Source organism: Roseovarius sp. PS-C2, assembly GCF_018862045.1.
Classification (GTDB): domain Bacteria; phylum Pseudomonadota; class Alphaproteobacteria; order Rhodobacterales; family Rhodobacteraceae; genus Roseovarius.
Genome location: NZ_JAHKSQ010000001.1, coordinates 227736 through 249293, shown reverse-complemented (window position 1 = coordinate 249293; position 21558 = coordinate 227736). Strand labels below are relative to the sequence as shown.

Sequence of the window (21558 nt, the reverse complement as noted above, 5' to 3'; positions counted from 1 at the left end):
CCATTTCGTGCGGGCCGTCCTTTTTTTCTCGGAAAAACGATATGTTGGCGCGGATGCGTGACCGGCGGCAAGTCGCCGATCATGGCCGCATATGCGCCCTGGGCTTTGACCTGGCGGCGGAGCCGCCCCAGATATCCCGTAGAGAGAAAACGGAAATCGAGAAGGGTGGATTATCATGCGTAAGCGTTTCATCACACTATTGGCCGGGGCCGGGTTGCTTGGGCTTGCGGCTTGCGGAGACACCCTGCCCGAGCAGGCGTTGTTGGGCGCCGGGGCCGGGGCGGGCACGGCGGCGGTGCTCAATGGCAGCATCGGCGCGGGCGCGCTTGTCGGTGCGGCGGGCAATGTCGCCTATTGCAAGGCCTATCCGGGCCGTTGCCGCTGATCTGAAAACCTCCGCGCCTGTCGCGCGGATACGGAACGATTTTGACAGGACCACCGGTGCGCCTTGCGCCGGTGGTCTTTTTGATGTGGCCCCCGCGGGGGCCGGAACCGGAAGAAGGGACACAGCATGTTCAAGAAGATCCTGATCGCGAACCGTGGCGAGATCGCCTGCCGGGTGATCAAGACCGCCCGCAAGATGGGCATCCAGACGGTGGCGATCTATTCGGATGCCGACGCGCAGGCGCTGCATGTGCAGATGGCCGACGAGGCAGTGCATATCGGCCCGCCACCCGCGAACGAATCCTATATCGTGATCGACAAGGTGATGGAGGCGATCCGCCAGACCGGCGCCGAGGCGGTGCATCCCGGATATGGCTTCCTGTCGGAAAACCCCAAATTCGCCGAGGCGCTGGAGGCCGAGGGCGTTGCCTTTATCGGGCCGCCCAAGGGCGCGATCGAGGCGATGGGCGACAAGATCACCAGCAAGAAGATCGCGCAGGATGCGGGCGTGTCCACTGTGCCCGGCGTGATGGGGTTGATCGCGGATGCCGACGAGGCGGTGAAGATCAGCCAGCAGATCGGCTATCCGGTGATGATCAAGGCCAGCGCCGGGGGCGGCGGCAAGGGCATGCGCATCGCCTGGAACGACGAAGAGGCGCGCGAGGGATTCCAGAGTTCGAAGAACGAGGCGGCCAGCAGTTTCGGCGATGACCGGATCTTCATCGAGAAATTCGTCACGCAGCCGCGCCATATTGAAATCCAGGTGCTGTGCGACGGGCATGGCAATGGCGTTTACCTGGGCGAGCGGGAATGCTCGATCCAGCGCCGCAACCAGAAGGTCATCGAAGAGGCCCCGAGCCCGTTTCTGGACGAGGAAACCCGCAAGGCGATGGGCGAGCAATCGCTGAAGCTGGCGCATGCGGTGAATTATGCCAGCGCGGGAACGGTGGAATTCATCGTCGATGGCGACCGGAATTTCTATTTCCTCGAAATGAACACCCGTTTGCAGGTGGAACATCCGGTGACGGAGCTGATCACCGGGGTCGATCTGGTCGAACAGATGATCCGCGTGGCCTATGGCGAAAAGCTGACGCTGAGCCAGGACGACATCAAGCTGAACGGCTGGGCGATGGAAAGCCGCCTCTATGCCGAAGACCCGTATCGCAACTTCCTGCCGTCGATCGGCCGTCTGACGCGCTATCGCCCGCCGCAGGAACTGGATGTCGAAGGCGCGGTGGTGCGCAACGATACCGGCGTCTACGAGGGCGGCGAGATTTCCATGTATTACGATCCGATGATCGCCAAGCTGTGCACCTGGGGTCATACCCGCGCCGAAGCCATCGAAGGGATGCGCAACGCGCTGGACGGGTTCGAGGTGGAGGGGATCGGGCATAACCTGCCGTTCCTGAGCGCGGTGATGGATCATCCCAAGTTCGTCTCGGGCGACATGACCACCGCCTTTATCGCCGAGGAATACCCCGAAGGGTTCGAAGGCGTGGAGCTGGGCGAGGACGCCCTGCGCCGGATCGCCGCCAGCTGTGCGGCGATGCACCGGGTGGCGGAAATCCGGCGCACCCGTGTGTCGGGGCGGATGGACAATCACGAACGCCATGTCGGCGAGGATTGGGTGGTTACCCTGCAGGGGCATCGTTTCCCGGTGCGGATCGCAGCGGACAGGGACGGATCGACCGTCACCTTCGGGGATGGCGATACGCAGCGTGTCACCAGCAACTGGACGCCGGGCGACCAACTGGCGCATCTGACGGTGGATGGCGCGCCGCTGGTTCTGAAGGTCGGCAAGGTGTCGGGGGGCTTCCGCATCCGCAGCCGGGGGGCGGACCTCAAGGTGCATGTGCGCACCCCGCGCCAGGCGGAACTGGCCGAATTAATGCCCGAGAAACTTCCGCCTGATACATCAAAGATGCTGCTGTGCCCGATGCCCGGCCTGATCGTCGCGATCAACGTGGAAGAGGGCGACGAGGTTCAGGAGGGTCAGGCGCTGTGTACCGTGGAGGCGATGAAGATGGAAAACATCCTGCGCGCCGAGCGCAAGGGCATCGTGACCAAGGTGAATGCCGGGCCGGGCGACAGCCTTGCCGTGGACGAAGTGATCATGGAGTTCGAATAAGGGAATGATACGGGCCGCGGGGCATATCGGGAACAGGGGGCGGGTGCCGATGGTGCTGGCCGCCCTGAGCCTGACTGCGGCCTGTGCCCGCGATGACGAGCCCGCGATGCGGGCGCGGCTGGATCAGTGGTTTTCCCTGGGCGAGAGCGTGGGGTTTTCGGCCACGCAGGAATGTGCGGCCGGGGTGTTCCGGCTGGTCGATCCGTCGATCAAGGCCGCGATGCCAGTGACCTCGGGGGCTGGCGAGATGCTGCTGAGGCTAAGACAGTCCGGGCGTGCCGCGCTGGATGACCGCGCACAACCGCCCGATGCCGGGCTGGTCGCGCTGATCAACCGCGACCGCGCCACCGGCATGCAGATCCGCCGCGCCGCGCTGGAGGGGCGGGCCTGCATGGACGACACCGTGGAAAGCGCCTTTCGCTATGCACTGGAGGAGCCGCGCAGCGTGCTGGCCTTTGATCGCGACAGCGGCAGCCTGATGATCCTCGATCCGGCCACGGGGGTGTTGGTCGTGTCGGTGGGGGCGCGGTGATGGCGGTATCGGGTCAACTGCCGCCGGAATTTTCGCGCATCTCGCGTTGGCGGGTGGGCAGTTTGTCGATCACGCGGCTGATTTCGCGCACATCCCACGGGAACGGTTTGCGCAGGTATATGGTGCCGTCCTTGCCCAGCAACACCAGCATGAAGCCGCGCGGGTGGAACCGCTGGCGCAACTCGCTGCGCGCGCCGGGATCGGTATCGGTCAGAACCACCACATCGCGCGCATCCAGCGCCTCCAGCCGGTCGGTGAGGACCTGCATCTGCTCGACATACCGGGGATCGGCCGGGGCGTCGGCGAAGACGATCAGCGGGCGTTTTATCCAGAGAAATTCGTTCAAATCCGTCTGGACCCCGTCGAAAATAATCGGAGGATCAACCGATGGATCACGTTCCGCGCTGTCCTGCGCATATGCGGGAAACGCGGCCAGAGCCATGAAAAAAAGGACAAATAACTTCTTCATCATCTCACCTGTCTGGCAAGATATAGGCGGGCCGGGGCCAATTGCGAAGGCTGAATGCCTGCGAGGCCGGGAAAATTTTAGCGTTAAGCCCTTCCTCAGCTTTCGGGGGACAGCATGAGCGTGACGCAATTTCCAAACCCGCACAGCGCGGCCAGTCGGCGAAGGGCCAGCAAGACGATGGAGATCATACTGCATATCGGAGCGCACAGAACGGCCTCGACCAGTTTTCAGCACTACCTGCGGAGCAATTCCGATGCGTTGTCGGGGCTTGGTATCGGGGTATGGGGGCCGCTGCGGACACGGGATGGGCTGTTGACCGGGGTTGTTCCGGTGCCGGGGGCGCGTTCATCCGGGCAGCAGTTGAAACGCGCGGCGGGACGGATCGCGATTGCCGCCGTCACGGCGCAGAAGAACGGGTTCACGCAACTGCTGGTCAGCGATGAAAACATGCTGGGTGCCCCGCGCCGCAACCTGCGCCAAAGCGCGCTGTATGGCGACGCGGGGGAGCGCATGGCCCGGTTCGCGCAGGCCTTCGGCGGCCGGGTGACGCGGGTGGTGCTGTCGATCCGCGGGCAGGAGAGTTACTGGACCTCGGTATCGGGATTTGCGGTGGCGCGGGGGCATCGTGTGCCGCGCCCTGACGATCTGGACCGGCTGGTGACCTCCAACCGCCATTGGCGCGACGTGATCGCCGATGTGGCCTGCGCCTTTCCGCACGCCGACCTTCAGGTGTTGCCCTACGAGCTGTTCGGCGGCCTGCCGGAGCGCAAGCTGGAGGTCATGACGGGCCGCGCTGGCCTGCCGCGCAAACAGGCGCGCGCCTGGCTGAACCGGGCCCCGACGCTGGAGGCATTGCGCGGGATCGTGACCGAACGGGGCGGCGATGCCGACCGGCTGGGCGGCGGCGAAGGGCGCTGGCACCCATTCGACAGCGCGCAAACCGCCGCGCTGCGCGAGGCTTATGCGGACGATCTGTTCTGGCTGCGGGCCGGGGCGGATGGCCTGGCGACTTTGATCGAGGAAAACGGGCCGGGACAGGCGGGGGAACATCCGCCGACCGGCCAGACGACAAGAGGACACGAAAATGACGACGAAGAAAGACGAATGGCGTAAGATTGCCGAGGGCGAGCTGAAGGGCCGCCCGCTGGAGGATCTGAACTGGAAAACTCTTGAGGGGATCGAGATCGAGCCGCTCTACACCGCCGAGGATGTGGAGGGGCTGGAGCATCTGGGGTCGATCCCCGGACAGGCGCCGTTCACACGCGGGCCGCGCGCCACGATGTATGCGGGCCGTCCCTGGACCATCCGGCAATATGCCGGGTTTTCCACCGCCGAGGAATCGAACGCCTTTTACCGCCGCAACCTGGCCGCCGGTCAGCAGGGCGTGTCGGTGGCCTTCGACTTGGCCACGCACCGGGGCTATGACAGCGACCACCCCCGCGTGGTGGGCGATGTCGGCAAGGCGGGCGTCGCCATCGACAGCGTCGAGGACATGAAGATCCTGTTCGACGGTATCCCGCTGGACAAGGTGTCGGTTTCGATGACGATGAACGGCGCGGTGATCCCGGTGCTGGCCAGTTTCATCGTCGCGGGCGAGGAACAGGGCCATGACAAGGGCGTTCTGTCGGGCACGATCCAGAACGACATCCTCAAGGAATTCATGGTGCGCAACACCTATATCTATCCGCCCGAACCGTCGATGCGGATCATCAGCGACATCATCGAATATACCAGCAACGAGATGCCGCGCTTCAACTCGATCTCGATTTCGGGCTACCACATGCAGGAGGCCGGGGCGAACCTGGTGCAGGAGCTGGCCTATACGCTGGCCGACGGGCGCGAATACGTGCGCGCGGCCATCGAGGCGGGGATGGATGTGGACAAGTTCGCCGGGCGGCTGTCATTCTTTTTCGCCATCGGCATGAATTTCTTCATGGAGGCGGCCAAGCTGCGCGCGGCGCGCCTGTTGTGGCACCGGGTGATGACCGAATTCGGCGCGAAGAACGAGCGCTCGAAGATGCTGCGCACCCATTGCCAGACCAGCGGCGTCAGCCTGCAGGAGCAGGACCCTTATAACAACGTGATCCGCACGGCCTATGAGGCGATGAGCGCGGTTCTGGGCGGCACGCAGTCGCTGCACACCAATGCCCTGGACGAGGCGATCGCCCTGCCCACCGATTTCAGCGCCCGCATCGCGCGCAACACGCAACTGATCCTGCAGGAGGAAACCGGCGTGACCCATGTGGTCGATCCGCTGGCGGGGTCCTATTACGTCGAGAAACTGACCGCGGATCTGGCCGACAGGGCCTGGGCCCTGATGGAAGAGGTCGAGGAGATGGGCGGCATGACCAAGGCGGTCGAATCCGGCATGCCCAAACTGCGCATCGAGGAAACCGCCGCCACCCGTCAGGCGATGATCGACCGGGGCGACGAGGTGATCGTGGGCGTCAACAAGTACCGCAAGGACAAGGAAGACCCGATCGACATTCTCGACGTGGACAACGTCAAGGTTCGTGAAAGCCAGATCGCGCGGCTGGAGAAAATCCGCAGCGAACGTGACGAGGCGGCTTGTGAGGCGGCCCTGGGCGAACTGACACGCCGCGCCAAAGAGGGCGGCAATCTTCTGGAAGCGGCGGTCGAGGCCGCACGTCAACGCGCATCGGTGGGAGAGATCAGCATGGCGATGGAAAAGGAATTCGGTCGTCACCGCGCCGAAGTGAAAACGCTGGCCGGTGTCTATGGCGCGGCCTATGAGGGCGACGAGGGGTTCGCCGCGATCCAGAAATCGGTGGACGAATTTGCCGAGGCCGAGGGCCGCCGCCCGCGGATGCTGGTGGTGAAGATGGGGCAGGACGGGCATGACCGCGGCGCCAAGGTGATCGCCACGGCCTTTGCCGATATCGGCTTCGACGTGGACGTGGGCCCGCTGTTCCAGACCCCGGAAGAGGCCGCGCAGGACGCTGTTGACAACGACGTGCATGTGGTCGGCATTTCCAGCCAGGCCGCCGGGCACAAGACGCTGGCGCCGCAACTGATCGAGGCGCTGAAGGCCAGGGATGCCGGGGATATCATCGTGATCTGCGGCGGGGTGATCCCGCAGCAGGATTACGAGTTCCTGCAAAAAGCGGGCGTCAAGGCGATCTTTGGCCCCGGCACCAATATTCCTGAGGCGGCACAGGACATCCTGCGCCTGATCCGCGAGGCGCGGGGCTGATCACGAGGGCGGGAGGGGGCCTTGCCCCCTCTTGGCCTGCGGCCAATTCACCCCCAGAGTATTTCGGGAAAGATGAAGGGGACGGGCATGAGCAGCCGGACAGGTGTGATGGCGGCCTCGGGTGTGGGGTTTTTATGGGCGCTGGCGCTGTTGTGGGGCGCGGCCCAGTTTGTGCGCCTGCCGGTGTTTACCCTGATGCCGACGATCATGACGGCGTTTCTGGCGCCGGGGCTGGTGACGGCGGCGATGGTGATGCGGGTGGCCACGCGGCGCCTGGGCGACGAGGAGATGCTGGCCGGTGGCGCGTTGCACGGTGCGGCGGCGGTGGATCAGCGGGTGTTGCAGAATACGGTGGAGCAACTGGTTCTGGCGCTGTGCATCTGGCCTGCGGCGGCGGTATTGCTGGCCGAGGTCGGGCCGGGCGTGATCGTGACGCTCGGAGCGGGATTTACGCTGGCGCGGGTGGTGTTCTGGGTGGGATATCATCGCGCGCCAGTGTTGCGGGTGGCGGGGTTTGCGGCCACGTTCTGGCCGACGGTTCTGGTGGCGCTCTGGGCGCTCTGGCGCCTGGCGGGTGGAATTGGCTAGGAGAACGGGCATGTTGGAACTGGATCATCTGGCGGTGGCGGCGCGCACGCTGGAAGAAGGGCGCGCAGCGGTCGAAGGGGCGCTTGGCGTGCGCTTGCAGGGGGGCGGGCGGCATCCGCATTTCGCCACGCATAACCTGTTGCTGGGGCTGGAGGACGGTCTTTACCTCGAGGTGATCGCGATCGACCCGGATGCACCGCCACCGGACTATGCGCGGTGGTTCGATCTGGACCGTTTCGACGGGTCGCCGCGGTTGAATACGTGGATTTGCCGGTCGGACGACTTGACCGGTGAGGTGGTGCGGTTTCCTCAGGCCGGGCAGCCCGTGGCACTGTCGCGGGGCGATCTGAACTGGCGCATGGCGGTGCCCGACGACGGTATCCTGCCCTATGACAACCTGTTTCCGGCGCTGATCCAGTGGGATTGCGCGGCCCATCCGGCCGAGCGGTTGACGGCCTCGGGCTGTAGCCTGTTGCGGCTGGTTGTCAGCCATCCGCAGGCGGGGGAACTGGCCGATCTGCTGGGGCCGGTGTTGCGCGAAGATCGGGTGCAGTTCGAACGGGGGGTGCCGGGGCTGCGCGCCGAGATCGCCACGCCCGGCGGTATGCGGGTGCTGGAATGATCCTGCGCGCGGCAAGGGATGCGGATGCGCAGGCGATTGTGGATATCGTGAACCCGGTGATCCGGGACACGGCGATCACCTTCAACAGTCAGGAAAAGACGGCACTGGATGTCAGGGCCGAGATCGCCGAACGGCGGGCCGAGGGACATGGCTATCTGCTGGCCGAAGAGGATGGGCGGGTGTTGGGCTTTGCCAGTTATAAGCAGTTTCGCGGCGGGCCGGGATATGCCCGCACCGGCGAGCATAGCATCATGCTGGCCCCCGGCGCGCGTGGGGGCGGTGTGGGGCGCGCATTGATGAGGGCGCTCGAGGATCACGCAAAGGCGGGCGGGATGCATTCGATGATCGCGGGAGTCAGCGGTGAAAACCCCGGCGGGGTCGGGTTTCATGAAAGGCTGGGCTACAAGCGGGTGGCCGTTCTGCCGCAGGTGGGGTGGAAGTTCGACCGGTGGATGGACCTGATCCTTTTGCAGAAATGTCTTTGAGCCTGCGCTGACAAGCCCCGCGAAACGCTCTAGGGTGCCGCCCATGTCGATCTGGACCCGCATAACCGAAGCCGTGTCGGCCCTTGCCAAGGGCGAGGGGCTGAGCGCTGTTTTCGACAGGCTGCGCAGCCCGCCCGAGCGCAGCGTGGCCTTTACCATTGCCGTGATCGCGCTTGGGGCCAAGATGGCCAAAGCCGACGGTCTGGTGACCCGTGACGAGGTGACGGCCTTTCGCGAGGTGTTCCAGATCGCGCGCGAGGACGAGGCGGGCGCGGCGCGGGTGTTCAACCTGGCGCGGCAGGACGTGGCCGGGTTCGAGGACTATGCCACGCGCATCCGGCGCATGTTCGACGGGCAGGACGGCACCTTGTGCGATCTGATGGAGGGGCTGTTTCATATCGCCATGGCCGATGGTCAGTATCATCCGAACGAGGACGATTTCCTGCGCCGGGTGGCCGAGATTTTCGGCCTGCAAGAGGGCGATTTCCGCCGGTTGCGCAGCCGCTTCGTGACGGATGCCGAGCCGGACCCCTATGACGTTCTGGGCGTCAGCCCGGATATGGATCTCCGCGAGATCCGGAAGGTCTGGCAGAAGCATGTGCGCGAGAGCCACCCCGACCGGATGATCGCGCGGGGGGTTCCCGAGGAGGCGATCAAGCTGGCCGAGAAGCGCATGGTCGATATCAACCGGGCCTGGGAAGAGATCAGCCAGAAAGAGCATCATGCGGATCGCCACCTATAACGTCGAGTGGTTCAATGCCCTGTTCGATGATGCCGGTCAGTTGCTGGCCGATGGGGAGTGGTCGGGGCGTCACGATGTGACGCGGGCCGATCAGCTGGCGGCGCTCGGGATCGTGTTCACCGCGCTCGATGCCGACGCGGTGATGGTGATCGAAGCGCCCGATCACAATGGCAAGCGGACGACCGTTGCCGCACTCGAGACCTTTGCCGCGTTTGCGCAAATCCGGGCGCGCAAGGCGGTGGTGGGGTTCACCAATGACACCCAGCAGGAGATTGCGCTGCTTTATGATCCCGATGTTCTGAGTTGCCGCCACGACCCCTTGGGCGTGCTGACGCCGGAGAAAAGGAGTGGTGACGCGCCGCGCTTTGACGGGGTGTTCCGGATCGACCTGGATATCGACGATACCGAGGACCGGGTGGAGTTTTCCAAGCCGCCGCTGGAACTGGCCTGCGAAACCGCTGACGGTTTCGCGTTTCGCATGATCGGCGCGCATCTGAAATCCAAGGCGCCGCACGGGGCACGGACCCGCGATCAGATCATGCGCATGGCCATCGCCAACCGGCGCAAGCAACAGGCGCAGGCGGTCTGGCTGCGCCGCCGGATCGAGGAGCACCTGAAGACCGGCGAGCCGCTGATCGTGTTGGGCGATCTGAATGACGGTCCGGGGCTGGACGAATACGAACACCTGTTCGGGCGCTCGTCGGTCGAGATCATCATGGGCGAGGGGGATGGTGGCGCGTATCGCCTGAGCGATCCGCATGCTCATCGTGCGCTGACGCGGCGGATCGGGGCGGTGAACACGACCGCGCGGTTCTACCTGTCCAGCGAAAAACGGTACCTGCAGGCGCTTCTGGACTACATCATGGTGTCGCCCGATCTGGCGGCCAGAGGCCCGGATTGGCGCATCTGGCATCCGTTCGACGATCCCGGCTGCTGGAAGGTGCCGGAACTGCGCGAGGCGCTGATCACCGCGTCGGATCATTTCCCGGTGACGATGGATATCGGGTTGTGACTTAAATTCGTCACCGGCTGCGCCTATATTGGCGGTATGACACGTTTTGCCCTGATATCGGCGACAGCCCTGTGCCTTGCCCTGCCGCTTCATGCGCAGGAAAACGACGAGGACGAGACCGGCCCCTCGTTGATGGAGCGCGGCGCACAGATGTTTCTGGAAGGGATCATGCGCGAGATGGAGCCGGCGGTGAACGACCTGAAGGGGCTGGCCGAAACCATGGTGCCGGAACTGCGCCGCTTTGTCGAGGACATGGGCCCGGCCTTTGGCGAGTTGATGGGCAAGATCGACGATCTGAACGCCTATCACCCACCCGAAATGCTGCCCAACGGCGATATCATCCTGCGCCGCAAGACACCGAAAGAGCCCGACACCGCGCCGCCGCTCGAAGATGGCGAGATCGAGATTTGAGGGCTACTTTCGCGCAGTCCTGATGGCAGGCTCGGCCCCGAGCGAGGCGGCGAGGGACTGAAACCGCGCTTCGGCCACTTCGCCGAACAGCGGCGCGGCTTCGGGGGACAGGCTGAGTTCGAGCTGTTTTTTCTTGGGATACCAGCGCATCTGCCCCAGTTTCGCGTCCTTGCGCAGCCACAGCATGGCGGCAAAGCGCATCGCCTTGCCCAGAACCTCGGCCTGTTGGGCGTCGCGCTCGCTGATCAGGTCGTAGAGATCCGCAAAGCGGGTGCCTTCGCGCTTGTTGGAATAGCGGTGTAGCAAGGCAAGCCCCAGATAGACCCGTTCGGAATGTTTCAGCCCGCCAAGGTTGGCGCGGGTCGCGTTGTCGAAGCAATCCTCGGCGCGGTAATCGGGGTGCGAGCGCCAGCTGACGTCGTGCAGCAGGCAGGCCGCCTTGATGATGCGGCGGCGGTCGGGTTTGGCGGATTTGAAAAGCGGTTCGATGAAGTCATAGACCACACGGCCAAATCCGGGGATGCGGGCATCCTTGGCCTCGGCAAAGCGGCAGGATTCGATCAGGGGGTCGCGATCGCGCAGTTGCTGGGGCATCTGTTCGTAAAGCAGCCCCTCGCGGATGCCATAGCTGGATACGGCGATGTCATGGGGTTTGAAGGTGCGCACCACCTCGCGCAGGACCTCGATGGCGTAGGGCACAAGGGCGGCGCGGGCCGAAGACACATCCGCGCGGTTGCGCAGCTCTTCGAGATCGTTCTTTTCGATATACTTGGCGGTCTCGCGCACGGCCTTGGGGGTCATGCGGTATTCGTGCAGCACATGCAGCGGATAGCCCCGGCGTTCCATGTCGATCTTGGCGATGGCCCGCCACGAGCCGCCCACGAGGAACAGGCGGTTTTTCTGTTCGCCCAGTTCCTCACGCATCCGCGCGATGGTGTCGTGGATTTGTGCCTTGCGGGCCTTCTTGCCGCCCTTGAGGTCACGCAGTTTCAGCGGCCCGAGCGAGGACGACATGCGCTTGCCCACCGTGCCGCCGTTGATTTCGGCCAGTTCCATGGAAGAGCCGCCGATATCGCAGACCAGGCCATAAGAGCCGGGCCAGCCCAGCAATACGCCCTGTGCCGACAGGCGCGCCTCTTCGCGACCGTCTATCACCCAGAGGCGGATGCCGGTTTCGCGTTCGACCTCGTCGCGGAATTCGGGGCCGTCTTCGGCGTCGCGCACCGCAGCCGTGGCGACGGCGACCAGCGGCCCGGTGCCCATCCCGTCGCCCAACAGCTTGAACCGCTTGAGCGCTTCCAGTGCGCGAACACGCCCTTCGGGGTTGAGGCGTCCGGTTTCGGACATGCCGGCACCAAGCGCGCACATGATTTTCTCGTTATAGAAATAGGCCGGGCTGCGCGCCGCACCGTCGAACACCACCAGCCGGACCGAGTTGGAGCCGACATCGACCACGCCCACGCGGCTGAGCGCGCGGGCCGAGGGTTTGTCGAACAGGGGGCGGCCAAAAGGCCCGCCATCTTCCTGCGCCGGATCGTTGGTGCCGTCCATTTGCCCCTCAGGTCGCTTCGGGTGTTCTGTATGCGATAGCAGGGCGGGGCCGTCAATCTTCGGTGTGGGTCAGTTTGGGGACGTCCGACGCCCCGGCCGATCCGCGCCCGGACAATGAAGGGTTCTCCATGAAGAAGCGGTGACAGTTGAAAGCGAACGCGCCCTCGGGTGGTTCGGCGCGGGTAAAACTGCCATCGGGGGCCATGACCCAGCTTTGCGCGATGTCGGCCATGTTGGCGGCCATCACCTGACTGACGATCTGGGCCTTGACGGTCGGGTTCTGGATTTCGACCAGCGTTTCGACGCGGCGATTCAGGTTGCGGCCCATCCAGTCGGCCGAACTGATATAGACCCGTGCCTTTTTCGAGGGCAGGTCGGCCCCGTTGCCGAAACAGACGATGCGCGAATGCTCAAGGAACCGCCCGACGATGGATTTGACGCGGATATTGTCGCTGAGCCCCTTGACGCCGGGGCGCAGCCCGCAGATGCCGCGCACCACGAGGCTGATTTTCACGCCCGCCTGGCTGGCGGCATAGAGCGCGTCGATCACATCGGGTTCGATCAGCGCGTTCATCTTGGCCCAGATCGCGGCGGGTTTGCCGTTGCGGGCGTTCTCGGCCTCGTTCGCGATCATTTCGAGCAGGCACGGCTTGAGCGTGATCGGCGAGATCGCAAGGTTGTCCAGCCTTTCGGGCTGCGCATAGCCCGACAGGTAGTTGAACACCTTGGTCGCGTCCCGCCCGAGCGCGGCATCGCAGGTGAACAGGCTGAGATCGGTATAGATGCGCGCGGTGATCGGGTGATAGTTGCCGGTGCCGTAATGGGTGTAGGTCACCAACTGATCGCCTTCGCGGCGGACCACGGTGGAAATCTTGGCGTGGGTTTTCAGATCGAGGAACCCATAGACCACATGCGCGCCCGACCGCTCCAGCCGCCGGGACTGGCGGATATTGGCGGCCTCGTCAAAACGGGCTTTCAGTTCGACCAGCGCGGTCACCGATTTGCCGTCTTCGGCGGCTTCGCACAGGGCGCTGACGATGGGGCTGTCCTTGGACGTGCGGTAAAGCGTCTGCTTGATCGCCACAACGTCGGGGTCGCGCGCGGCCTGCGCTAGGAACCGCACCACCATGTCGAAGGTTTCGTAAGGGTGATGCAGCAGCATGTCCTTTTGCCGGATCGCGGCGAACATGTCGCCGTCATGGTCCTGCACCCGTTCGGGGACGCGCGGCGTGAAGGACGGCCACAGGAGATCGGGGCGCTCGTCCAGCACCAGTTCCTTGAGATCGGCCAGCCCGATCATGCCTTCGACCTCGACCACCTCGTCGGGGTTGACGTGCAGTTCGTCCATGATGACGCGGCGCAGGGCCTCGGGGGCGTCTGAGGAAATCTTCATGCGCACCACTTCGCCGCGGCGGCGGCGTTTCAGGGCGACCTCGAATTCGCGCACCAGATCCTCGGCCTCTTCCTCGACTTCCAGATCGCTGTCGCGCAGCACCCGGAAGGAACAGTGCCCCTTGTACTTGTAGCCGGGGAACAGGCTGTCGAGATGCACCAGTAGCATTTCCTCCAGCGGGATCACCCGATGCATGCCCTGCGGGGCGGGCAGGCTGACGAAACGGTCGATCTGTTGCGGGATGGGCAGCAGCGCCTGCAAGGGGCGCTTGTCGGACTTGCGCTCGAGCTGAAGGGCGAGCGAGTAGCCGAGGTTGGGAATGAAGGGGAAGGGGTGCGCCGGGTCGATCGCCAGGGGCGACAGGACCGGAAACACGTTGTTCAGGAAGACATCGGCCAGATAGGTGCGGTCATCCGCCGTCAGGCCGGTATTGTCGAGGATCGAGATGTTCTCGTCCTCCATCTCGCGGCGCAAGGTTTCGTAGGTGTCCTGTTGCGCTTCGAGCAGTTTGCGCGCGTCCTCGTTGATCAGCACAAGCTGTTCGGCGGGGGTCAGCCCGTCGGCGGCGGGGGTGGTGTTGCCCGCATGGGCCAGCTCGCGCAGACCGGCCACGCGCACGTTGTAGAATTCGTCCAGGTTGGTGGCCGAGATCGACAGGAAACGCAGCCGTTCCAGCAGGGGAACACGCATATTCTGCGCTTCTTCCAATACGCGCCAGTTGAACCCCAGCCAGCTGAGTTCGCGGTTATAGAAACGTCCCGGCCCCTCTTGATCGAGGTCGGGCATTTCGGTCGCTTCGGGCATCGGGGATTTGAGGAAATCTGCTTGTGTCATGCGGGCCTTATGGCGGTGTCATGTAACGGGAAGATGACCGAGTCTGCCGCCGGTTTCAGGCATTGTCCAGCAGCTTTGCCGCAAGCGCCCGGTTGATCGGTCGGCCCGTGGACAGGGACAGAGAATCCAGCCGGGCCACCACGTCGCGCGCAGCGGCGAAAGAGCGGTCGATGCGGCGCACCAGATAGGGCACCGTGTTGGGGGTGGGCGATAACTGCCGGTCGGCCAGCAGTTTCATCAGGACGACCCCGAGCAGGGTGTCGTCCGGTTCGTGCAGCGGGCTGGCGGGGGTGCCCTGCATCCGGCTGGCCAGATCGGGCAGGGTGAGGTTCCACAGGTTGGCGGGTTTTTCGGCGGTGAACAGGATCGAACGCCCCTCGGCCAGCGCGAGGTTGTGGAGATGAAACAGGGCCTCTTCGGCGGGGCGGTTCCCGGCGATGGCGTCGCAATCCTCGATGGCGATAGGGCCGCTGGCCAGATCGGGAATGTCGGCCTCGGGCAGATCTGCCGCAGAGACGATGCGCGCGCCGGACAGCGCGGCCCAGACATGGACCAGATGCGTCTTTCCCGACCCCGGCGGGCCGGTCAGGACCAGTTTGTGCGAAGGCCAACCCTGCCAGCCTTCGATCATCGCCACGGCCTCGGCATTGGCGGGAGAGACAAAGAAATCCTCGCGGCCCCGCGCCTCGCGCACGGGCAGGTCAAAGCTGAGTTGTTCGGCCATCAGTCGTCCGTTTGCGACAGGCCGCGATAGAGGCGGCTGTTGGTGTATTGGCTGATCGCAAAGCGCGCCAGAACCCCGATGGAAGCGGCCACCGGCACGGCCACCAGCATCCCCACGAAGCCGAAGAGCGCGCCGAAGACCGACAGCGCGAAGATCAGCCAGACAGGGTGCAGGCCGACCGAACTGCCGACCAGCTTGGGGGTCAGGACGTTGCCTTCGATCACCTGCCCCAGCACGAAGATACCCGCGACAAGGCCGATCGACAGCCAGTCGCCCCAGAACTGGAACAGCGCCAGCCCGATGGCCAGGGCGCCGCCCACCACCGCGCCCACGTAAGGAATGAAGGTGATCAGCCCGGCCAGCGCCCCGACCACAAGGCCGAATTGCAGCCCCACAGCCATCAGCGCGACGGCGTAATAGGTGCCGAGGATCAGGCACACCGTGCCCATGCCCCGGATGAAGCTGGCCAGCGTGTTGTCGATTTCCCCGGCCAGTTTGCGGACCACCGGCGCGTGGTCGCGCGGCAGCAGGTCGTCGATGACCGCCACCATGCGATCCCAGTCATAAAGCAGGTAGAATGCCACGACCGGCACGATCACGAACAGCAGGATCACGTTGATCAGCGATGCCGCCGAACTGACCACGGATTGCAGAACCTCGCCCCCGCGATCCCGAATCGTTTCCCCGAGGGCGATCAGTGATTTGCGCAGGGTCGATTCCTGATCGACGATCGAGGGGAACCGTTGGGTCAGGGCTTCCTGGAACCTGTTGAACAGCTTGGGCGCGGTTTCGAACAGGCTGACCGTCTGTTCGATCAGCGTCGGCACCACGAGCAGCGCCATGATCGCGAAAATCATCAGCGCGACCAGCGTGATCACGGTCACCGCGACGGCGCGGGTGGCGCCCATGCGCTCCAGCCGGTCGGCGACGGGGTCAAGGAAATAAGCAATCGCGCCGCCCAGAACGAAGGGCAGGATCACGTCGCCCAGAAACCACAGCACGATCAGGAACACCGCCGACGCGATGCCCCAGTATTTCATCTGTGTCCTGACTGGCAAAGCCATGCGCGCCTCGGTGGTTGTTGGCCCTTAGACATCGCCCAAGCGGGCCGGGCTTGCAAGGGCGGGCGGCGCGAAAACGGCTTGCGATGGCTTGTCTGCCAGGGCGCAAAGCCATAAACGGGGCGAAACGCAAATTTGCCGCGAGGGTCCAACATGCGCCTGTCCCGTTACTTCCTGCCCGTGCTCAAGGAAACGCCTGCCGAGGCGCAGATCGCCAGCCACCGCCTGATGTTGCGGGCCGGCATGATCAAGCAGGCCAGCGCCGGCATCTATTCCTGGCTTCCGCTTGGCTTCAAGGTGCTGCGCAAGCTGGAAAACATCGTTCACGAGGAACAAATGCGCGCGGGCCATATCCCGATGCTGATGCCAACGCTGCAATCGGCGGACCTGTGGCGTGAATCGGGGCGCTATGACGATTATGGCGAGGAAATGCTGCGGATCACCGACCGGCATGACCGTGACATGCTGTATGGCCCGACGAACGAGGAACTGATCACCGATATTTTCCGTTCGCATGTGGGCAGTTACAAGGATCTGCCGCTGACGCTCTATCATATCCAGTGGAAATTCCGGGACGAGATCCGCCCCCGGTTCGGTGTGATGCGCGGGCGCGAGTTTTTCATGAAGGACGGCTATAATTTCGACCTGACCAAGGAAGACGCGCTGCACGCTTATAACCGTCATCTGGTCAGCTACCTGCGGACCTATGAGCGGATGGGGCTGCAAGCGATCCCGATGCGGGCCGATGGCGGGCCGATCGGGGGCGATTATACCCATGAATTCCTGGTGTTGGCCGAAACCGGCGAGTCCGAGGTGTTCTATGACAGCGAGATCACCGATCTGCGTTTTGGCGACCGTGAGATCGACTATGACGATGTCGCTCAGTGTCAGGCGGTGCTGGAGGAGTTCACCTCGCGCTATGCCCGGACGGACGAAACCCATGACGAAGCTGTCTTTGCCCAGGTTCCCGAAGAGCGCCGCCGGGTGGCGCGGGGAATCGAGGTGGGGCAGATTTTCTATTTTGGAACAAAGTATTCCGAGCCGATGGGCGCGACGGTGCAGGGGCCGGACGGCAAGCCGGTGCCGGTGCATATGGGCAGCCACGGGATCGGGGTGAGCCGCCTTGTGGGGGCGATCATCGAGGCCAGCCATGACGACAAGGGCATCATCTGGCCCGAAGGCGTGACGCCCTTCCATGTCGGAATTGTCAATTTGAAACAAGGGGATAGCGAGGCCGACGCGGCCTGCGAGGCGATCTATAAGTCCATCGAGGCCCTTGGGCTGGAGCCGCTTTACGACGATACCGATGACCGGGCGGGGGCGAAATTTGCGACGCAGGATCTGATCGGGTTGCCGTGGCGGATCACGGTGGGGCCGCGGGGGCTTAAGAACGGGGTGGTCGAACTGACCTGCCGTCGTACCGGCGCAAGCGAAGAATTGCCGCCCGAGCAAGCCGTTGAAAAGGTTGCGAAAATCTATGCCGCTCATCACGCCGCTGCGCGTGCCGAGCCGATGGCGAAACGCTCGTTCCATACCTGGCTGTAAGGTTGCTATACTGCCCGTAAAAAACGAGGCAGGACAGATGATTATCAAGGCAATCGCCATGGCGGGCGGCCTGGCCGGTGCGGTCGGGCTGTCGCAATTTCCTGAGTATTCTCAACAATATACGCAGCGTCTTTCAGGTGCGGTCGAGGAGCTTTCGGCGGTGGTGGCGCAGTTCGATGCGGATGCGGCGGGGCTTGGTCTGAGCCGGGAGGCCGCGCTGCGTGACCTGCGGCAGGGCAGCCGGATGGGAGAGGCCCGGGCGATTTCCATGGGGCATGTATTGGCGCGTCACCAGAGGCTGAGCGCCGATCTGGCTGCGATAACGGACTCAACTCCGCTTGCTAAGCTGTTGAATGCAGGCCGTTTTACGGATGTCGATCTGGCCCGGAAGGCATGGGCAGATTTCAAGCCCGCCGTGCCGGTCACGGGTGAGGGGCTGGGTTTGGCCGGGCTCGGGTTCGTCGCCGGGTATGGCCTGTTGGCGGGGCTGATCGGCGGGCTGTCGCGGCTGGGACGCAGGCGCAGGGCGTCAGCCGCGTAGTTTCGTACAAAACGTACGAAGCGTACGCGGGTTTTGTACGAAAACCGGACCGCCCCCCGAAATTTGCGTCCATCATGGACTCAAGTCGGGGATGAAAGGTGCTATTGGCGGGGCGCGTTCGGCGGCAATCGCCGCCCCCGGCTTGACCTTGCCGGGCGCAAGCCCCACTGTCCGCGCGAACCCGATCCCGAGAGATTGAGCAGAGGCTGACACATGGCAGGCACCACCGCGCCCTTCGCACCTTTTGAATGGATGATCGCCTGGCGCTATCTGCGGGCCAAGCGGGCCGAGGGCGGGGTCAGCGTTATGACCTGGATCAGCCTGATCGGAATCACGCTGGCGGTGTTCGCGCTGGTGGCGACGCTGGCGGTGCGCTCGGGGTTCCGGGCCGAGTTCGTGGATACGATCCTCGGGGCGAATGCGCATGTCACGGTCTACAGCATGGGCGAGGTCGATACGCAGACCGGGCGGCTGGACCGGACCATCGCGGATTACGAGGCCATGGCCGAGCGGGTGCGCACCGTCGAGGGCGTGACGCGGGTGGCGCCGCTGATCAAGGGGCAGGTGATGGCCAATGCCCGGCAGGAAAACGCGGGGGTGCAGGTCTTCGGCATCCGGGCCGACGACCTGAAGGGCATTCCGCGCATCGCCGACCCGGACACGTCGCAGGGCGATATCGACGCCTTCGAGAGCGGGATCGCCATTGGCTCGGGGGTGGCGCGGGAGCTGGGCGTGAGCGTGGGCGACCGGATCAAGCTGATTTCGCCCAATGGGGTCAAGACGGCCTTTGGCACCAGCCCGCGGGTGAATGCCTATGACGTGGTCTATGTGTTCAGCGCCGGGCGCTACGATATCGACCGGGTGCGCGTTTACCTGCCCTTCGAGGAGGCGCAGGGGTTTTTCAACCGTGAGGGGCGTGCGGATGAGCTGGAGGTGATGGTGACCGCCCCGGATGGCGTGGACGCCATGACGCTGCCGCTGATAGAGGCGGCGGGCGAGCGGGCGCAGGTCTGGACGTGGAAGGACGCCAGCGGCGGGTTCCTGCGCGCTCTGGAGGTCGAGGACAACGTGATGTTCGTGATCCTGTCGATCCTCGTTCTGATCGCGGCGATGAACATCACCAGCGGGCTGATCATGCTGGTCAAGAACAAGGGGCGCGATATCGGGATTTTGCGCACAATGGGCCTGACCGAAGGATCGGTGCTGCGGGTGTTTTTCATTTGCGGGGCGTTCACCGGGATCATCGGCACGGTGTGCGGGGTGATCCTTGGCTGCCTGTTCGCGATCTATATCGACCCGATCTTCAGCTTCATCAACATGATGATGGGGGGGCAGGTGTGGGACCCGTCCATTCGCGGCATTTACCATTTGCCCGCGCAGTTGCAGTTCGGCGACGTGATGTCGGCGGTGGTGCTGTCGCTGGGGCTGAGTTTCGTGGTGACGATCTTTCCGGCGCGGCGCGCGGCGCGGATGAACCCGGTGGAGGCCCTGCGCTATGAGTGAGGCGATGCTGGCGCTGGAGGGCGTATCCAAGACCTACAACAAGGGTCGCGAAAACGAGGTGCGCGTGCTGGACGAGGCCGCGTTGCAGGTGCGCGCGGGCGAGATGGTGGCGCTGGTCGCGCCGTCGGGGGCGGGGAAATCCACGCTGTTGCATATCGCCGGGTTGCTGGACACGCCCGATAGCGGGACGGTGCGGATCGGCGGCACGGATTATACCGGGCTGAGCGACCGCCGCCGCACGGTGGCGCGGCGGCAGGAGGTGGGGTTCGTCTATCAGTTCCACCATCTGCTGCCCGAGTTCACGGCGCTGGAGAACATCGTGCTGCCGCAGCTTGCCAATGGCATATCGAAAGGCGAGGCGCAGACCCGTGCCGCCGACCTGCTGGCGCGGGTCGGGATCGGGGCGCGGGCCGATCACCGGCCCTCGGCCATGTCGGGCGGCGAGCAGCAGCGGGTCGCCTTTTGCCGGGCGCTGGCCAACGAGCCGCGCCTGTTGCTGGCGGACGAGCCGACCGGCAATCTCGATCCGGCGACTTCGGATCAGGTGTTCGGGGCGCTGATGGTGCTGGTGCGCGAAACCGGGCTGTCGGCGCTGATCGCCACGCATAACCTCGATCTGGCGGCGCGGATGGATCGCGTGGTGCGGCTGGATCAGGGGCAGGTGGTGGCGGGCTGAGAGGGCCGGGCGCGGTTCTGTGAAACTGAAATTCCGTTCAGAAGGTTTGAATTGACCTGAAGCATGGCCCTGATCAATGTGCCGCGACATTTGAAACGGATGGGGGCACGGATGGTTGACGTTGCGCTGAACGAGATCGAACGGGTGACAAGGGCGGCCTTGGTGCGCCACGGCGCGGCGGGCTGGGTGGCCGATTGCGTGGCCGATGCGGTGCGCAAGGCGGAAAGCGTCGGCAACCGGATTTGCGGGCTCTATTATCTTGAAAGCTATTGCAAACAGTTGGAAACCGGCCGGGTCCGGGGCGATGCCGAGCCGGTGGTCACGCGCCCGCGTCCCGGTGTGGTCGAGGTGGATGCGAAGTTCGGCTTTGCGCAGCCCGCCTTTGCCCGTGGGTTGCCGCAGGCGCTGGAGGCCGCGCGGGAGTGCGGCGTGGCGAGCCTTGCGGTGGGGCATGCGCATACCTGCACCAGCCTAGGCTATTTCACCGAACAGATCGCGCGAGCGGGGCTGATCGGGCTGGGGCTGACCAATGCCTCGCCCATCGTCGCGCCGCCGGGGGGCAAGACGCGGGTGATCGGCACCAACCCGATCGCGTTCTCGGTGCCCGACGGGCAGGGCGGGATCGCGATGCAGTTCGATCAGTCGACCACCACCGTGGCTTTGGGCAAGATCACCATGGCGAAGGCCGCCGGAGAGCCCATTCCCGAGGGCTGGGCGGTGGATGCCGAAGGCCGCCCCACGACCGACCCCGAGGCGGCGCTGGCCGGGTCGCTGGTGTCGGTGGGGGGCTACAAGGGCTGGGGCTTCGGCCTGATGGCGGAATTGCTGGCGGCGGGCATGACCGGCGGCGTGGTCAGCCGGGATGTAAAGCCGCTGAAAGCGCCCGACGGTCCGCCGCACGATCTGGGCCAGTATTACCTGGTGATGGACCCCGAGGTGTCGGGGGTGTTTTTCGAGCGGCTGGCGCAGGTCGGGGCGGGTGTGGCGCTGGATGGCGACAGCGGCGCGCGGATGCCGGGACAGGGCAAGCGGCCCGCCGATCCCGTGGCGCTGGACGACGGTATCTGGGCGCAGGTGCGGGGGCTGGCCGGGCTGGACTGACGCGACCGGGCACAGGCCCCGTCTGATCGAGATCAATGCGCC

21 protein-coding genes are annotated in these 21558 nt (G+C 64.6%); 16 read left to right on the top strand and 5 right to left on the bottom strand.

Annotation, left to right across the window (positions count from 1 at the left end):
- Positions 1-175 precede the first annotated feature (175 nt).
- From KPG71_RS01205 to KPG71_RS01195, 3 genes are all read left to right on the top strand, one after another.
- Positions 176-385: a hypothetical protein gene (locus KPG71_RS01205; protein ID WP_216336148.1), complete on the top strand. Its 210-nt coding sequence runs from the start codon at positions 176-178 to the stop codon at positions 383-385.
- Between the two features lie 126 nt (positions 386-511).
- The gene (locus KPG71_RS01200; protein ID WP_216336147.1) at positions 512-2512 is read left to right on the top strand and encodes an acetyl/propionyl/methylcrotonyl-CoA carboxylase subunit alpha; all 2001 of its coding nucleotides are present in this window, start codon (positions 512-514) and stop codon (positions 2510-2512) included.
- A 4-nt stretch (positions 2513-2516) separates the two neighbouring features.
- Entirely contained in the window at positions 2517-3044 is a 528-nt protein-coding gene (locus KPG71_RS01195; RefSeq protein ID WP_253195998.1) for a hypothetical protein, read from the top strand.
- Positions 3045-3057: 13 nt separating this feature from the next.
- Here KPG71_RS01195 and KPG71_RS01190 read toward each other — a convergent pair whose 3' ends face one another.
- On the bottom strand, positions 3058-3516 hold the full coding sequence (locus KPG71_RS01190; protein WP_216336146.1) for a DUF4174 domain-containing protein: 459 nt from the start codon (positions 3514-3516) through the stop codon (positions 3058-3060).
- Between the two features lie 174 nt (positions 3517-3690).
- Here KPG71_RS01190 and KPG71_RS01185 point away from each other — a divergent pair, with 174 nt between their 5' ends.
- The 8 genes from KPG71_RS01185 (at position 3691) to KPG71_RS01150 (ending at position 10587) form a co-directional block, all read left to right on the top strand.
- Complete coding sequence (locus KPG71_RS01185) at positions 3691-4626, top strand: hypothetical protein (protein WP_216336145.1); 936 nt, start codon at positions 3691-3693, stop codon at positions 4624-4626.
- Positions 4598-6727, top strand: a complete 2130-nt coding sequence (gene scpA / locus KPG71_RS01180; protein WP_216336144.1) for a methylmalonyl-CoA mutase — start codon at positions 4598-4600, stop codon at positions 6725-6727. Before KPG71_RS01185 ends, scpA begins: the two co-directional genes overlap by 29 nt.
- An 87-nt stretch (positions 6728-6814) precedes the next feature.
- Positions 6815-7315 carry an MAPEG family protein gene (locus KPG71_RS01175; protein ID WP_216336143.1) on the top strand — a complete coding sequence of 167 codons (501 nt, stop codon included), beginning with the start codon at positions 6815-6817 and terminating at the stop codon, positions 7313-7315.
- A 10-nt stretch (positions 7316-7325) separates the two neighbouring features.
- Entirely contained in the window at positions 7326-7937 is a 612-nt protein-coding gene (locus KPG71_RS01170) for a VOC family protein (RefSeq protein WP_216336142.1), read from the top strand.
- A complete protein-coding gene (locus KPG71_RS01165) occupies positions 7934-8422 on the top strand; it encodes a GNAT family N-acetyltransferase (protein ID WP_216336141.1) in 489 nt (162 codons plus the stop codon). The genes KPG71_RS01170 and KPG71_RS01165 overlap by 4 nt, the downstream gene beginning before the upstream one ends.
- A gap of 43 nt (positions 8423-8465) precedes the next feature.
- The gene (locus tag KPG71_RS01160) at positions 8466-9164 is read left to right on the top strand and encodes a molecular chaperone DjiA (RefSeq protein ID WP_216336139.1); all 699 of its coding nucleotides are present in this window, start codon (positions 8466-8468) and stop codon (positions 9162-9164) included.
- A complete protein-coding gene (locus tag KPG71_RS01155) occupies positions 9145-10176 on the top strand; it encodes an endonuclease/exonuclease/phosphatase family protein (RefSeq protein WP_216336137.1) in 1032 nt (343 codons plus the stop codon). Before KPG71_RS01160 ends, KPG71_RS01155 begins: the two co-directional genes overlap by 20 nt.
- A gap of 36 nt (positions 10177-10212) precedes the next feature.
- Positions 10213-10587, top strand: coding sequence for a hypothetical protein (locus tag KPG71_RS01150; RefSeq protein WP_216336135.1), 375 nt, complete (start codon positions 10213-10215; stop codon positions 10585-10587).
- Between the two features lie 3 nt (positions 10588-10590).
- Here KPG71_RS01150 and KPG71_RS01145 read toward each other — a convergent pair whose 3' ends face one another.
- The 4 genes from KPG71_RS01145 to KPG71_RS01130 are packed head-to-tail and all read right to left on the bottom strand — an operon-like array spanning position 10591 to position 16153.
- Positions 10591-12138 carry a Ppx/GppA family phosphatase gene (locus tag KPG71_RS01145; RefSeq protein WP_216336133.1) on the bottom strand — a complete coding sequence of 516 codons (1548 nt, stop codon included), beginning with the start codon at positions 12136-12138 and terminating at the stop codon, positions 10591-10593.
- Positions 12139-12190: 52 nt separating this feature from the next.
- Positions 12191-14365, bottom strand: coding sequence for an RNA degradosome polyphosphate kinase (locus KPG71_RS01140; RefSeq protein ID WP_216336131.1), 2175 nt, complete (start codon positions 14363-14365; stop codon positions 12191-12193).
- Between the two features lie 55 nt (positions 14366-14420).
- Complete coding sequence (locus KPG71_RS01135) at positions 14421-15089, bottom strand: chromosomal replication initiator DnaA (protein ID WP_216336129.1); 669 nt, start codon at positions 15087-15089, stop codon at positions 14421-14423.
- The gene (locus tag KPG71_RS01130; protein WP_216336127.1) at positions 15089-16153 is read right to left on the bottom strand and encodes an AI-2E family transporter; all 1065 of its coding nucleotides are present in this window, start codon (positions 16151-16153) and stop codon (positions 15089-15091) included. The genes KPG71_RS01135 and KPG71_RS01130 overlap by 1 nt, the downstream gene beginning before the upstream one ends.
- Before the next feature lie 150 nt (positions 16154-16303).
- Here KPG71_RS01130 and proS point away from each other — a divergent pair, with 150 nt between their 5' ends.
- The 5 genes from proS to KPG71_RS01105 all read left to right on the top strand — a co-directional run bounded on the left by proS (position 16304) and on the right by KPG71_RS01105 (position 21516).
- A complete protein-coding gene (gene proS / locus KPG71_RS01125) occupies positions 16304-17695 on the top strand; it encodes a proline--tRNA ligase (protein WP_216336125.1) in 1392 nt (463 codons plus the stop codon).
- A 37-nt stretch (positions 17696-17732) separates the two neighbouring features.
- Positions 17733-18236 carry a DUF2937 family protein gene (locus KPG71_RS01120; protein ID WP_216336123.1) on the top strand — a complete coding sequence of 168 codons (504 nt, stop codon included), beginning with the start codon at positions 17733-17735 and terminating at the stop codon, positions 18234-18236.
- Positions 18237-18449: 213 nt separating this feature from the next.
- On the top strand, positions 18450-19739 hold the full coding sequence (locus tag KPG71_RS01115; protein WP_216336121.1) for a lipoprotein-releasing ABC transporter permease subunit: 1290 nt from the start codon (positions 18450-18452) through the stop codon (positions 19737-19739).
- Positions 19732-20415 carry an ABC transporter ATP-binding protein gene (locus KPG71_RS01110; protein ID WP_216336119.1) on the top strand — a complete coding sequence of 228 codons (684 nt, stop codon included), beginning with the start codon at positions 19732-19734 and terminating at the stop codon, positions 20413-20415. Before KPG71_RS01115 ends, KPG71_RS01110 begins: the two co-directional genes overlap by 8 nt.
- A gap of 111 nt (positions 20416-20526) precedes the next feature.
- Positions 20527-21516 (top strand): Ldh family oxidoreductase, encoded by a 990-nt coding sequence (locus KPG71_RS01105; protein WP_216336695.1) that lies wholly within the window; start codon positions 20527-20529, stop codon positions 21514-21516.
- Positions 21517-21558 lie beyond the last annotated feature (42 nt).

Coding starts and splice junctions, on each gene's coding strand:
- KPG71_RS01175 (WP_216336143.1), top strand. CDS start 6,815: ATGAGCAGCCGGACAGGTGTGATGGCGGCCTCGGGTGTGGGGTTTTTA.
- KPG71_RS01140 (WP_216336131.1), bottom strand. CDS start 14,365: ATGACACAAGCAGATTTCCTCAAATCCCCGATGCCCGAAGCGACCGAA.
- proS (WP_216336125.1), top strand. CDS start 16,304: ATGCGCCTGTCCCGTTACTTCCTGCCCGTGCTCAAGGAAACGCCTGCC.
- scpA (WP_216336144.1), top strand. CDS start 4,598: ATGACGACGAAGAAAGACGAATGGCGTAAGATTGCCGAGGGCGAGCTG.
- KPG71_RS01165 (WP_216336141.1), top strand. CDS start 7,934: ATGATCCTGCGCGCGGCAAGGGATGCGGATGCGCAGGCGATTGTGGAT.
- KPG71_RS01130 (WP_216336127.1), bottom strand. CDS start 16,153: ATGGCTTTGCCAGTCAGGACACAGATGAAATACTGGGGCATCGCGTCG.
- KPG71_RS01200 (WP_216336147.1), top strand. CDS start 512: ATGTTCAAGAAGATCCTGATCGCGAACCGTGGCGAGATCGCCTGCCGG.
- KPG71_RS01120 (WP_216336123.1), top strand. CDS start 17,733: ATGATTATCAAGGCAATCGCCATGGCGGGCGGCCTGGCCGGTGCGGTC.
- KPG71_RS01115 (WP_216336121.1), top strand. CDS start 18,450: ATGGCAGGCACCACCGCGCCCTTCGCACCTTTTGAATGGATGATCGCC.
- KPG71_RS01170 (WP_216336142.1), top strand. CDS start 7,326: ATGTTGGAACTGGATCATCTGGCGGTGGCGGCGCGCACGCTGGAAGAA.
- KPG71_RS01150 (WP_216336135.1), top strand. CDS start 10,213: ATGACACGTTTTGCCCTGATATCGGCGACAGCCCTGTGCCTTGCCCTG.
- KPG71_RS01110 (WP_216336119.1), top strand. CDS start 19,732: ATGAGTGAGGCGATGCTGGCGCTGGAGGGCGTATCCAAGACCTACAAC.
- KPG71_RS01135 (WP_216336129.1), bottom strand. CDS start 15,089: ATGGCCGAACAACTCAGCTTTGACCTGCCCGTGCGCGAGGCGCGGGGC.
- KPG71_RS01205 (WP_216336148.1), top strand. CDS start 176: ATGCGTAAGCGTTTCATCACACTATTGGCCGGGGCCGGGTTGCTTGGG.
- KPG71_RS01155 (WP_216336137.1), top strand. CDS start 9,145: ATGCGGATCGCCACCTATAACGTCGAGTGGTTCAATGCCCTGTTCGAT.
- KPG71_RS01105 (WP_216336695.1), top strand. CDS start 20,527: ATGGTTGACGTTGCGCTGAACGAGATCGAACGGGTGACAAGGGCGGCC.
- KPG71_RS01185 (WP_216336145.1), top strand. CDS start 3,691: ATGGAGATCATACTGCATATCGGAGCGCACAGAACGGCCTCGACCAGT.
- KPG71_RS01195 (WP_253195998.1), top strand. CDS start 2,517: ATGATACGGGCCGCGGGGCATATCGGGAACAGGGGGCGGGTGCCGATG.
- KPG71_RS01145 (WP_216336133.1), bottom strand. CDS start 12,138: ATGGACGGCACCAACGATCCGGCGCAGGAAGATGGCGGGCCTTTTGGC.
- KPG71_RS01190 (WP_216336146.1), bottom strand. CDS start 3,516: ATGATGAAGAAGTTATTTGTCCTTTTTTTCATGGCTCTGGCCGCGTTT.
- KPG71_RS01160 (WP_216336139.1), top strand. CDS start 8,466: ATGTCGATCTGGACCCGCATAACCGAAGCCGTGTCGGCCCTTGCCAAG.